This window comes from Actinomadura sp. BRA 177 (genome assembly GCF_013372625.1).
Classification (GTDB): Bacteria; Actinomycetota; Actinomycetes; order Streptosporangiales; family Streptosporangiaceae; genus Spirillospora.
Genome location: NZ_JABXFD010000202.1, coordinates 16,980 through 28,126, shown reverse-complemented (window position 1 = coordinate 28,126; position 11,147 = coordinate 16,980). Strand labels below are relative to the sequence as shown.

The following is an 11,147-nucleotide window of genomic DNA, read 5'->3' as shown; positions in this document are numbered from 1 at the left end:
TTACGAGCTGGGAGTCCGTCTGGTGGGCTCGGGGATGGGTATAAGAGACAGGCCCCGGTCCTGGCCGACCAGGACGCAGGGCGCCGCGCCGAAGCGGGCCAGGGCGAGTTCCAGGCCGGGGTCGGCCTCGCCCTGCCCGGTGCCCGACAGCAAGGTCACGTCGGTGGCGCCGTGCCGGAGCAGTTCGCGGACGCCCGGACGGTCCGGGCGCCGGGAGCGTTCGATCGACTCCCACGCCGTCCCGTCCGAAGGCGAGCTTCCGGACGGCAGTTCCACCGCCGCTGAAGGCGGCCTCCCGCACAGGACGTTCAACGCCCGCGACGCCACCTCGGCGAGATCGTCTATGCCGACGACGGCGTCCAGCAGGCCCTTGGCCGCGAGGTTCTCGGCGACCTGCACGCCCGGCGGGAACGCCTCCCCGTACAGTCCCTCGTACACGCGCGGCCCGAGGAAGCCGATCAGCGCGCCCGGCTCGGCGGCCGTGACGTGGCCGAGCGATCCCCACGATGCGAACACCCCGCCGGTCGTGGGATGCCGCAGGTAGACGAGGTACGGCAGCCTGGCGGCACGGTGCGCGGCGACGGCCGCCGTGATCCGGGCCATCTGGACGAACGCCGCCGTCCCCTCCTGCATGCGGGTGCCGCCCGAGGACGGCGCGGCGAGCAGCGGGAGGCGCTCGGCGGTGGCGCGTTCGACGGCCGCGACGATCCGGTCGGCGGTGGCCAGGCCGATCGAGCCGGCGAGGAAGCGGAACTCCGACACGACGAACGCGACGCGGCGGCCGCGCAGCAGGCCCTCGCCGGTGAGGACGGCCTCGTCGCATCCGCTGCGCTCCCGGGCCGCGGCCAGATCACGGCCGTAGGGGGACGAGGGTGACGGCTCCCCCAAGGGCGGTTCGTCCCAGGATGTCCAAACGTCGTCCAGCACGCGGCGCAGCAGTTCGCGCGCCCCGACCCGTTCCGCCACGCCGCCCCTTCCGCCGGTCTTCCCAGCATGATGGCCGCAAGACCGGGCCGTCCGGCAGCCGGGGGTGGACACTGGGAGGAACCCGGCAGAAGGGAAGCGCACGTGTCCGAGGAGATCTGTTTCGCGTCCGCACGGGAGCTGGCGCGCCGGATCCGCGCCCGCGAGCTGTCGGCGCGCGAGGTCGTGCAGGCCCATCTCGACCAGATCGAGCGGACGAATCCGCAGGTCAACGCCATCGTCACGCTCCTCGCGGAGCGGGCGGCGGAGCAGGCGCGGGACGCCGACGAGCGGCTGGCCGCCGGGGAGCTGCCGGGGCCGCTGCACGGCCTGCCCGTCGCGCACAAGGACACGCACGCGACGGGGGGCGTCCGCACCACGTCCGGCTCACCGATCTTCGCCGACCACGTCCCGGACGAGGACGAGCTGGTCATCGAGCGGATGCGCGCCGCCGGCGTCATCACGCTCGGCAAGACGAACGTGCCGGAGTTCGCCGCCGGGTCGCACACGTTCAACCCGCTCTTCGGCCTGACCCGCAACCCCTACGACCCGTCCCGGTCGGCGGGCGGCAGCAGCGGCGGCGCGGCGGCGGCGCTGGCGTGCGGCATGCACCCGCTCGCGGACGGCAGCGACATGGGCGGCTCGCTGCGCAACCCCGCGTCGTTCTGCAATGTCGTCGGGTTCCGCCCGTCGCCCGGGCGGGTGCCGTCGTGGCCGGTGCCGGCGGGCTGGGCGACGATGGGCGTGCAAGGCCCGATGGCCCGCGAGGTCGCGGACGTGGCGCTGCTGCTGTCCGTGCTCGCCGGGCCCGACCCGCGCAGCCCCATCGCCCTGGACACGCCCGGCTCGGCGTTCGCCGGGCCGCTCGACCGGGACCTCGCCGGGCTCCGCGTCGCCTGGTCCCCCGACCTCGGCGGGACGGTCCCCGTCGACCCGGCCGTCACCGGCGTCCTCGAACCCGCCGTCAAGGTGTTCGAGGAACTGGGGTGCGCGGTCGAGGCGGCGTGCCCCGACCTGACCGGCGCCGACGAGGTGTTCCGGACGTTGCGCGCCTGGCACTGGGACATCGCCCTCCGCCCCCTCCTGGACGAACGTCCCGGCGACTTGAAGCCGTCCCTCGCGGAGAACATCGAGGCCGGGCGCACCCTCACCGGCGCCGACCTCGGACGCGCCGAAATGATGCACACCGCCCTCTTCCACCGCGTCCGGCGGTTCTTCGAGCGGTACGACGCGCTCCTCCTGCCGGTCAGCCAGGTGCCGCCGTTCGACGCGGGCATCGAGTACCCGGACGAGGTGGCCGGGCACCCCATGCCCGACTACCTGGAGTGGATGCGTTCCTGCTTCCTCGTGTCGGCGACCGGGTGCCCCGCGCTGTCGGTTCCCGCCGGGTTCACCTCGGACGGCCTGCCGGTCGGCCTACAGATCGTCGGCCCGCACCACGCGGACTTCGCCGTCCTGCAGATCGGCCACGCCTTCGAGCAGGCCACCCGGCATGCGACCCGGCGCCCGCCGATCGCCAATCGCTAGCGGGGGTCGAGGGGGACGCGCAGGACGAACCGGGCGCCCCGGTCGCTGTCCGCGGCGACGAGCGTGCCGCCGTGCGCGCGGGCGATGTCGCGGGAGATCGTCAGGCCGAGGCCGGTGCCGCCGGCGTCCCGCGCCCGGCCCTCCGGGAGCCGCTGGAACCGCCAGAAGATCCGCTCGCGGTCCTCGGGCGCGATGCCCGAGCCGTCGTCGCGGACCTCCAGCACCGCCTCCGGCCCGTCCGCCGCCACCGTCATCCAGACCCGCGACGCCGCGTGCCGCTCGGCGTTGTCGAGCAGGTTCGTCAGCACCCGCGCCAGATGGTGCGGGGTGGCCCGCGCCATGACGCCCGCCGCCGCGTCGACCTCGACGGGGACGCGCCGCGCCCGCCGGCTCGCCTCCGCCCGCGCCAACTCGCCGAGGTCGACGCGCTCCCGCTCGACGTGCACGCCGGCGCCGAGCTTCGCCAGGATGAGCAGGTCGCTGACGATGCCCTGCAGCCGGTCGGCGTCGCCGAGCGCCGCCCGCGCGACCGCCGGCCAGTCCTCGTCCTCCGGATGCTCCAGCGCGACCTCCAGCTGGGCGCGCAGGCCGGTCAGCGGGCTGCGCAGCTCGTGCGAGACGTCCGCGACGAACGCGCGCTGCCGGGCCAGGACGTCCGCCAGCCGGTCCAGCGTCACGTTCACCGACTCGGCCAGGTCGGAGACCTCGTCGTTCGGGCCCGGGACGGTGACCCGCCGGTCCGACTCGCCGCCGGTGATCTCCGCCAGCTCGCCGCTCATCACCCGCACCGGCCGCAGCGCGCGCCGCACCGACAGCGACACGATCCAGCCGACCGCGGCGGTCGCGATGAGCGCCGTCGCCACGAGCAGGCCGATGAACGAGCCCTTGTAGCGCGTGTACTCGTTGATGGGCGCGCCCGCGTGCACGATCCGGACGCCCTCGCGGGTCTGCAGCTTCTCGGAGACCAGGTAGACGTCGGCCTTACCCCGTACATGCACGGTGCGGTACTCCGGCCTGCCCGTCACCCGCGGCTCCGGCACCTTCAGCGGCCCGCGCCCGGACAGCGACTCGCTCGCCGCGAGCACGCCCCCCTCGCCGTCGACGACCTGCAGCAAGGTGAAGTCGGGGTCCTGGACGTGCAGGGTCCCGCGCGGGTCGGTCTCGCGGACGAGCGTGCCGAGGTCGGCGACGACGAGGCTCCCCTGGTTGTGCAGCCCGTCGAACACCGTGCTCCGCACGACCTGGTAGAAGAGCACGACGCCGACCACGAGGAGCAGGCCGACGAGGACGGTCGCGGCGGCGGTCACGCGGGTCCGCACCGACCAGCACGCCGGTGACAGCACGTCCCCGAAGATCCGCACCCCGGCGATCCTCCCCCTCTGCCCGCAGCGCCCCGGGGGTGGCGCAGAGAAGGTTGTTCCAGGTCATGCCCCTGCGAAACCTCACCGCGGGGCGGACGGCGCCCGCGCGCGGCGGTGGACGCGTGCCGCGGCGGCGTGCCGCACACGTTTCCGCACTTCCTTCGGGAACCGGCCCATAATCTGCCGCCAAGCGGGGATGGACGGACGGGAGAGAACTGAGGGAGCCAGGAACACCGCATGGACGGAGACATCAGGCCGCTCGACCCCGCCGACCCGCGCCAGGTCGCCGGGCACACGCTGCTCGGCCGGCTCGGGTCGGGCGGCATGGGGACGGTCTACCTCGGCGCCGACCCCGTGTCCGGCGGGCGCGTCGCGGTGAAGACGATCCATCCGCACCTGGCGGGCGACCCCGTCTACCGCCGCCGGTTCAAGGACGAGGCGTACCTCGCGAGCCGCGTGGCGTCGTTCTGCACCGCGCGGGTCCTCGCGCACGGCGAGGAGAACGGCCGCCCCTACCTCGTCACCGACTACGTCGGCGGCATCTCGCTGCACAACCGGCTCGTCGCCGACGGCCCGCTGCCGCCCGCCGACCTGCACGGCGTCGCCGTCGGCGTCGCGTCCGCGCTCGCCGCGATCCACGCCGCGGGGCTCGTGCACCGCGACCTGAAACCCGCCAACGTGATGCTCACGCTGTCCGGCTGCCGCGTCATCGACTTCGGCATCGCCAGCGGCCAGGACGACGCGGACGGCGCCGACGCGTCCGGCAAGGTGCTCGGCACGCCCGGCTGGATGGCGCCGGAGGTGCTCGTCGGCGGCCCCGCGACCCCGGCCGCCGACATCTTCGCCTGGGGCTGCCTCATCGCGCACGCCGGGACGGGCCAGATGCCGATCGGCGGCGACCCCGCGACGCTGCGCACCGGGGACCCCGACCTGTCCCGGCTGCCGGAACCGCTCGTGCCCGCCGTCCGGTCCGCGCTCGCGGCGGACCCGGCCGACCGTCCCACCGCGTCCGACCTGCTGCTCGCCCTCGTCGAGCAGCCGCAGCCCCAGCCGCACGTCGGCGGATGGCCCGACGCGGACCCGGCACCGCGGCCGCACCGGCCGGACGCCCCGGCACCGTCCGGCCGTCCCTCCTGGGAGGAGACCGACACCAAGGCGTTCACGCCGCTCGGCGTGGCGGACGCCCTGTCGTCCACCCGGACCCGGCTGCTGGCGGGCATCGGCGCCGCCGCCGGCACCATCGTGATCGGCGCCGTCATCGCCGGGCTCACGCAGGGCAAGAGCGACACCCCGCCGGCGCCGTCCACCCCCGTCCCGTCGACTCCGACGGCGTCGGCCACGCCGCCGAAGCGGGCGACCGTCATCAAGCCGGGAACGCAGAAGCCGAAGCACAAACCGCGGCACGGCAAGCACAAGGGCAAGCACAAGCGCGGCTGAGCGCCGGTCAGGTGCGCCAGATCAGCACGAGGGCGCAGTCGTCGTCGCGGGTCGCCGACATCGTCTCGACCAGTTCGCGCGCGCCGCGGCCGAACCCCTGCGGGACGAGCCGCTCCGCCTCCCCGAGCAGCCGGTCGATGCCGGCGTCCAGGTCGCTGCCGGGTGACTCCACGAGCCCGTCGGTGTAGAGGAGGAGGGCGTCGCCGGGACGCAGCTTCCCCTTCTCCGGGACGCAGTTCAGGTCGGGCACCACGCCCAGCACCACGCCCTTGGCGGAGCTGACCTTCCACTCGCCGCTGCCCGCGTCGAACTGGACCGCCGGCGGATGCCCGGCCGACTCGACCGTGTACTCCCCCGACTTCAGGTCGACGACGACGTGCACGGCCGTGACGAACCCCTCGTCCCACCGCTGGCGCTGCAGGTAACCGTTGCAGGACGGCAGGAAACGGTCAGTCTGGACCGATCCAAGAAGCCCGCCGAACGCGCCCGACAGCATCAGTGCCCGGGTCCCCGCGTCGGTGCCCTTCCCGGAGACGTCGACGAGCGCCACCTCCAGCGAGTCGCCGTCGTAGTGCGACACGACGAAGTCGCCGCCGAACGACGACCCGCCGGCCTGCAGCATCACGACCTGCGAGTCCCAGCCGTCCGGCAGCTCGGGCATCTCGCCCTGCCGCCGCAGCCGGTCGCGCAGCTCCAGCAGCATCGAGTCGCCGCGCAGCCCCTGCACGCCGAGCTGCTGCCGCGTCCGGGCCAGGGTGAGCGCCAGCACCGCGGTGATCGTCAGCGTGGCGATCATGCCGGGGCCGATCGCGGCCACGTCCTGCCAGGCGTTGTAGGCCGCCATCGCGACGACGACGCCGAGCAGCGCGAGCAGGCTGCGCACCTTCAGCAGCAGCCCGCCGCCGAGCACGATCAGCACCAGCGCGCCGGACGGCGCCAGGCCGCGCGAGTCGCTGGTGGTGGCGAACCCGATCGCGATCGCCAGTACCGCCAGGACCGCGAAGACGTTCCGCTCCCTGGTCAGCTTCCCCTGCCGGGCCAGCCGGTACAGCGCCACGAGCACGGGAATCCGGCGCAGCGCGGCACGCAGCCGCGGCGGAAGGAGCTGCACCAGTCGTTGAAGCATGACTCCGGCACTGTATCGAGCAATCACCCCGGCCGGTCGGTATCCGCGGCACCGGTGACTCTTTGCAACGGTCCAGCTTCGTTTTATATGGGTATGTGAAGACCTGGTCCCGCGGTGAGAGGAGACGGCGCATGGTGCAGCCCGGCATGCGGATCACGGTGAACGCGGCGATGCGAGCACGGGACGTCTCGCGCCCCCGCCCCGAGGGCGAGGAACCGCCGCCCGCCACGCCCGCCCAGGCCAAACCCGCCGAACCCGCCAAACGGACGAAGGCCGCCAAGAACGAACGCCGCCGCCAGGACAAACGAGGCATCCCCGCCCGCAAACCCCCACAAAACGACCTCTAACCAGCCGCGTCAGGCTTCGTTGGGGAGCGGGGGGAGGTCGCCGGTTTCTTCGTAGGCGGTGAGCATGTTGATGCGGCGGGTGTGGCGGGGCTCCTTGGAGTAGGTCGTCTCGATGAACAGCTCGACGAAGCGGGCCGCGGTGGCCAGGTCGTGCTGGCGGGCGCCCAGCGCGATGACGTTGGCGTCGTTGTGCTCGCGGGCGAGCTTCGCGGTGTCCTCGTTCCAGACGAGCGCGGCCCGCACGCCCTTGACCTTGTTGGCGGCGATCGCCTCGCCGTTGCCGGAACCGCCGACCACGATGCCGAGCGTCCCCGGCTCCGCGGCCGTCCGCTGGGCGGCCCGCAGGACGAACGGCGGGTAGTCGTCCACGGCGTCGTACTCGAACGCGCCGCAGTCGACGGCCTCGTGCCCGTTCTCCTTCAGCCAGGAGACCAGGTGCTCCTTCAGCTCGAAGCCGGCATGGTCGGTTCCAAGAAACACGCGCATGCGGAGATTCTCCCAGGTCGGCGAGCGCCGCGTGCGCGGGGGTCGGGTCGCCGGGTCAGGTGTCCTCGCCGTCCCGCTGGCGGTCGATGATCGTCCGGTCGGCGAGGCCGAGGTCGTCGTCGTCCGGCGCCTTCTCCTGCTCCGGCGGCGCCTCCTGAGCCGGCTGCTCGGGCGCCGGCGGGGCGGCCGGCTGCGGGACGGGCGGCTGCTGCTGCGGGACGGGCGGTGCGCCGTACTGCTGCTGCGGCGCACCGCCCCACGCGGGCTGCTGCGGCTGTGCCTGCGGCGGCACGTACGGCTGCTGTTGCTGCTGCGGGTACTGCTGCTGGGCGTACTGCGGCTGCATCGGCTGCCCGTAGGCCTGCTGCTGCATCGGCATGGCCGGCTGCTGCGGCGCGAACTGGCCGGGCTGCCGCTGCGCGGCGCCGCGCCGGGTGATGACGTAGCCCAGCAGCATGCCGATGCCCGCGAGCCAGCCGTAGGCGAAGCCGAAGGCCACACCCGGGGTGACGGAGAGGAGGACGTTGGGGCCGCTGCCGCCGGGCAGGTCCAGCGCCCAGTTCGTCAGGACGCCCAGCACGAAGCCCGCGATGCCGCCCGCGACGATCGTGGCCCACCAGCCGGTCACGAGCGCGCCGAGCGCGCCGCGGTTCGGGTCGACGGCGCGGGCGCCCGCGACCGCGAGCAGGATCAGCAGGACGAAGAACAGCACCGTGCTGACGTCCAGGGCCAGGATGAACTTCCCCGCGATCTGGTCGCCGGTCAGCCGCCATTTCGGGAACAGCAGCCAGGCGATCGGCGGGGCGATCCCCTCGTCCCAGTGGATCCCCGTGTCGTCGATCGCGTCGACGACCCACTGGTTGCCCACGAGGATCGAGATGAGCGCGATGGGAACCACCGCACCGCCCGCCATGACCATCATCCGCCGCATCGTCATGGCGGGCAGGGTAGTGGTGATCGGTCCCGGCCGGTAGGGCCGGGGCTACCCCGCGTAGGCGGGCGGGAACCGGAAGTCCGGGTCGACCTGCGTTTCCAGGTCCTCGCCCGCGGCGCGGCTGGCCCAGCTCCGCGCGTTCTTCACGTGGAACTCGACGGCCTGCCGCTGGAACTTGTCCCAGTCCTTGACGCGCCCGTCGACCTCGGCGCGCATGCGGTCGAGGGCGGCGGTGTTGCCGTCCTCCAGCGCGACGCCGTGCCGGCCCTGCTCCAGCGCCCGGACGGCGGCGGACTGCCCGAGCCACGTCAGCAGGTCGTCGCCGACGTGCTCGCGCAGGTAGGCGACGTCCTCCTCGCTCTGGACCTTGTTGCCGACGACGCGGATCGCGACGTCGTAGTCGCGGGCGTACTCGGTGTACTGCCGGTAGACGCCGACGCCCTTGCGGGTGGGCTCGGCGACCAGGAACATCAGGTCGAACCGCGTGAACAGCCCGGACGCGAACGTGTCGGCGCCGGCGGTCATGTCGACGACGACGTACTCGCCGGGACCGTCCACGAGGTGGTTGAGGTAGAGCTCCACGGCGCCGGTCTTGGAGTGGTAGCAGGCCACGCCGAGGTCGTCGTCGTTGAACGGCCCGGTGGCGAGCAGCGTGACGCCGTCGACTTCCTGCCCGGCCTCGTGGAACGGGTCGTCGCCGCGGAACCGCAGCAGCCTCGAGCCGGCGCCGGGCGGGGTGGTCTTGGCCATCGCGGACGCGGACGAGATGCGCGGGTTGTCGCCGCGCAGGTGCTCCTTGACCTCGGTGAGCCGGTCGCCGAGCGCGGGGATCTTCGCGGCGCGCGCGTCGTCGAGGCCGAGCGCGACGCCGAGGTGCTGGTTGATGTCGGCGTCGATGGCCACCACCGGCAGCCCGCGCCCGGCCAGGTGCCGGACGAACAGCGACGACAGGGTGGTCTTGCCGCTGCCGCCCTTGCCGACGAACGCAACCTTCACGAATGCCTCATTTCGGATATGAAAACCGTTACCAGTGTCGAGACATCGAGTCTGGCGAAGGCGGCACGGCGAGGCAAGCGGAACGGCCGAAGAGGCGGCGAATCAGCGGACGGCGGCGGCCGGGTCGAAGCCGAACGGCAGCTCCAGCCGGTGCGCGGCCAGCAGGCCGGCGTCCATGAGCAGGTCCCGGGTGGGACGGTCCGCCGTGATGACGCCGCCGGAGAGGATCACCGAGCGCGGGCACAGCTCCGCCGCGTACGGGAGGTCGTGCGTGACCATCAGGACCGTCACGTCCAGGCTCAGCAGGATCTCGGCCAGCTCGCGGCGGCTCGCCGGGTCCAGGTTCGAGGACGGCTCGTCCAGCACCAGGATCTCCGGCTCCATCGCCAGGACGGTGGCGACGGCGACGCGGCGGCGCTGCCCGAAGCTGAGGTGCTGCGGCGGACGGTCGGCGACGTGCGCCATGCCGACGCGGTCCAGGGCGTCCATCACCCGGCGGTCCAGGTCGGGGCCGCGCATGCCGAGGTTGGCGGGCCCGAACGCGACGTCCTCGCGGACGGTCGGCATGAACAGCTGGTCGTCGGGGTCCTGGAAGACGATGCCGACGCGGCGGCGGATCTCGCGCAGCGCCTTCTTGTCCTTCGGGGCGACCGCGAGGCCGCCGACCCTGACCTCGCCCAGGCCGCCGTGCAGGATGCCGTTCAGGTGCAGGACGAGCGTGGTCTTCCCGGCGCCGTTCGGCCCGAGCAGCGCGACCCGCTCGCCGCGTCCGATCGTCAGGTCGACGCCGAAGAGGGCCTGCGTACCGTCCGGATACGCGTACGCCAGGCCCTTCACCTCAAGCGACGGGGTCATGGAACCATCCAAGCAGCCAGCGCGACGAGGGCTGCGGCCGAGGGCAGCGCGGCGGCGACCGTCCACTGCACGGTCGTGGCACCGACGTCGTGCATCAGCGGCATCCGGCCGTCGTAGCCGCGGCTCACCATGGCCAGGTGGACGCGCTCGCCCCGCTCGTAGGAGCGCAGGAACAGCGCGCCGACCGACTTCGCGAGCACGCCCGTCGCACGGATGTCGCGCGCCTCGAACCCGCGGGACGCGCGCGCCACCTTCATCCGCTGCAACTCCGCCGCGACGACGTCCCCGTACCGCAGCATGAACGTGGCGATCTGCGTGATGAGCTGCGGCATCCGCAGCCGCTCGATGCCGAGCAGCAGCAGCCGCGGCTCGGTGGTCGCGGCCAGCAGGATCGACGCGACGACGCCGAGCGTGCCCTTGGCGAGGATGTTCCAGGCACCCCAAAGCCCGCTCTCGCTCACCCGCAATCCCAGCACGGCGATCTTCTCCCCCTCCGCGACGAACGGGAGGAGGAACGCGAACGCGACGAACGGCACTTCGATGACGATCCGCCGCGCCACCGTCCCGAACGGGATCCGGGCGGCCGCCGCGACGGCCGCGAGCAGCAGCGCGTACAGGCCGAACGCCCAGATCCGTTCGCGCGGCGTGGCGACGACCAGCAGCACGAACGCGAGGACGGCGACGAGCTTGCACTGCGGCGGCAGCCGGTGCACCGGCGACGCGCCCGGCACGTAGAGCCGGTGCGCGTGCCCCGCGCCCATCAGCCCTTCCGCGCCGGCTCGGACGGCGCCTCGTCCTTCTCCGGGGCCGGCTCGGACTCGGCGCCGCGCCGCCGGACGGCCCAGAACAGCCCGCCGCCGACGAGCAGCACGATGCCGACGCCGATCACCCCGGACAGCCCGCCGGACAGCCGGGCGTTCTCGATGCCCTTGACGCCGTAGTCGCCGAGCGGGGAGTCCTTGAACGAGTGGTCCTTCTCCTTGGCGGTGATGCCCTTGTCGGCCGCGACCTTCTCCAGCCCGTCGGGGTTGCTGGACGCGTAGTAGCTGACGACGCCCGCGAGGACGAGCGAGACGAGCAGGAACCCGACGAAGAAGCGCTTGGTGTTCATGTGA

General features: G+C 73.3%; 11 protein-coding genes and 1 pseudogene. 3 read left to right on the top strand and 9 right to left on the bottom strand.

What is annotated here, in order from left to right; translation table 11 throughout:
• Positions 1-54: 54 nt before the first annotated feature.
• Positions 55-966, bottom strand: a pseudogene (locus tag HUX53_RS07250) (carboxyl transferase domain-containing protein); the annotation flags it as partial.
• A 102-nt stretch (positions 967-1,068) separates the two neighbouring features.
• Here HUX53_RS07250 and HUX53_RS07245 point away from each other — a divergent pair.
• Complete coding sequence (locus HUX53_RS07245) at positions 1,069-2,490, top strand: amidase (protein WP_309237099.1); 1,422 nt, start codon at positions 1,069-1,071, stop codon at positions 2,488-2,490.
• Here the strand turns inward: HUX53_RS07245 and HUX53_RS07240 are convergent.
• Complete coding sequence (locus HUX53_RS07240; protein WP_176402388.1) at positions 2,487-3,851, bottom strand: cell wall metabolism sensor histidine kinase WalK; 1,365 nt, start codon at positions 3,849-3,851, stop codon at positions 2,487-2,489. The genes HUX53_RS07245 and HUX53_RS07240 overlap by 4 nt on opposite strands.
• Positions 3,852-4,088: 237 nt before the next feature.
• Between HUX53_RS07240 and HUX53_RS07235 the strand changes: the two genes are divergently transcribed.
• Positions 4,089-5,288, top strand: a complete 1,200-nt coding sequence (locus HUX53_RS07235; protein ID WP_176402387.1) for a protein kinase — start codon at positions 4,089-4,091, stop codon at positions 5,286-5,288.
• A 7-nt stretch (positions 5,289-5,295) separates the two neighbouring features.
• Here HUX53_RS07235 and HUX53_RS07230 read toward each other — a convergent pair whose 3' ends face one another.
• The gene (locus HUX53_RS07230) at positions 5,296-6,414 is read right to left on the bottom strand and encodes a PP2C family protein-serine/threonine phosphatase (RefSeq protein WP_176402386.1); all 1,119 of its coding nucleotides are present in this window, start codon (positions 6,412-6,414) and stop codon (positions 5,296-5,298) included.
• Between the two features lie 131 nt (positions 6,415-6,545).
• On the opposite strand from HUX53_RS07230, the gene HUX53_RS07225 reads away from it, so the two are divergent.
• Positions 6,546-6,761 carry a hypothetical protein gene (locus HUX53_RS07225; RefSeq protein WP_176402385.1) on the top strand — a complete coding sequence of 72 codons (216 nt, stop codon included), beginning with the start codon at positions 6,546-6,548 and terminating at the stop codon, positions 6,759-6,761.
• A 9-nt stretch (positions 6,762-6,770) separates the two neighbouring features.
• Here HUX53_RS07225 and HUX53_RS07220 read toward each other — a convergent pair whose 3' ends face one another.
• The 6 genes from HUX53_RS07220 to HUX53_RS40805 form a co-directional block, all read right to left on the bottom strand.
• Positions 6,771-7,247 carry a ribose-5-phosphate isomerase gene (locus HUX53_RS07220; RefSeq protein WP_176402384.1) on the bottom strand — a complete coding sequence of 159 codons (477 nt, stop codon included), beginning with the start codon at positions 7,245-7,247 and terminating at the stop codon, positions 6,771-6,773.
• A 55-nt stretch (positions 7,248-7,302) separates the two neighbouring features.
• Complete coding sequence (locus HUX53_RS07215) at positions 7,303-8,184, bottom strand: hypothetical protein (RefSeq protein ID WP_176402383.1); 882 nt, start codon at positions 8,182-8,184, stop codon at positions 7,303-7,305.
• Between the two features lie 45 nt (positions 8,185-8,229).
• Positions 8,230-9,177 (bottom strand): ATP-binding protein, encoded by a 948-nt coding sequence (locus HUX53_RS07210; protein ID WP_176402382.1) that lies wholly within the window; start codon positions 9,175-9,177, stop codon positions 8,230-8,232.
• A 102-nt stretch (positions 9,178-9,279) separates the two neighbouring features.
• Positions 9,280-10,032 carry an energy-coupling factor ABC transporter ATP-binding protein gene (locus HUX53_RS07205; RefSeq protein ID WP_176402381.1) on the bottom strand — a complete coding sequence of 251 codons (753 nt, stop codon included), beginning with the start codon at positions 10,030-10,032 and terminating at the stop codon, positions 9,280-9,282.
• Positions 10,029-10,793 (bottom strand): cobalt ECF transporter T component CbiQ, encoded by a 765-nt coding sequence (gene cbiQ / locus HUX53_RS07200; RefSeq protein ID WP_176402380.1) that lies wholly within the window; start codon positions 10,791-10,793, stop codon positions 10,029-10,031. Before cbiQ ends, HUX53_RS07205 begins: the two co-directional genes overlap by 4 nt.
• Positions 10,793-11,143, bottom strand: a complete 351-nt coding sequence (locus HUX53_RS40805; RefSeq protein WP_255205020.1) for a PDGLE domain-containing protein — start codon at positions 11,141-11,143, stop codon at positions 10,793-10,795. The genes cbiQ and HUX53_RS40805 overlap by 1 nt, the downstream gene beginning before the upstream one ends.
• Between the last annotated feature and the right edge of the window lie 4 nt (positions 11,144-11,147).

Coding starts and splice junctions, on each gene's coding strand:
- HUX53_RS07235 (WP_176402387.1), top strand. CDS start 4,089: ATGGACGGAGACATCAGGCCGCTCGACCCCGCCGACCCGCGCCAGGTC.
- HUX53_RS07230 (WP_176402386.1), bottom strand. CDS start 6,414: ATGCTTCAACGACTGGTGCAGCTCCTTCCGCCGCGGCTGCGTGCCGCG.
- HUX53_RS07225 (WP_176402385.1), top strand. CDS start 6,546: ATGGTGCAGCCCGGCATGCGGATCACGGTGAACGCGGCGATGCGAGCA.
- HUX53_RS07220 (WP_176402384.1), bottom strand. CDS start 7,247: ATGCGCGTGTTTCTTGGAACCGACCATGCCGGCTTCGAGCTGAAGGAG.
- HUX53_RS07215 (WP_176402383.1), bottom strand. CDS start 8,184: ATGACGATGCGGCGGATGATGGTCATGGCGGGCGGTGCGGTGGTTCCC.
- HUX53_RS07205 (WP_176402381.1), bottom strand. CDS start 10,032: ATGACCCCGTCGCTTGAGGTGAAGGGCCTGGCGTACGCGTATCCGGAC.
- cbiQ (WP_176402380.1), bottom strand. CDS start 10,793: ATGGGCGCGGGGCACGCGCACCGGCTCTACGTGCCGGGCGCGTCGCCG.
- HUX53_RS40805 (WP_255205020.1), bottom strand. CDS start 11,143: ATGAACACCAAGCGCTTCTTCGTCGGGTTCCTGCTCGTCTCGCTCGTC.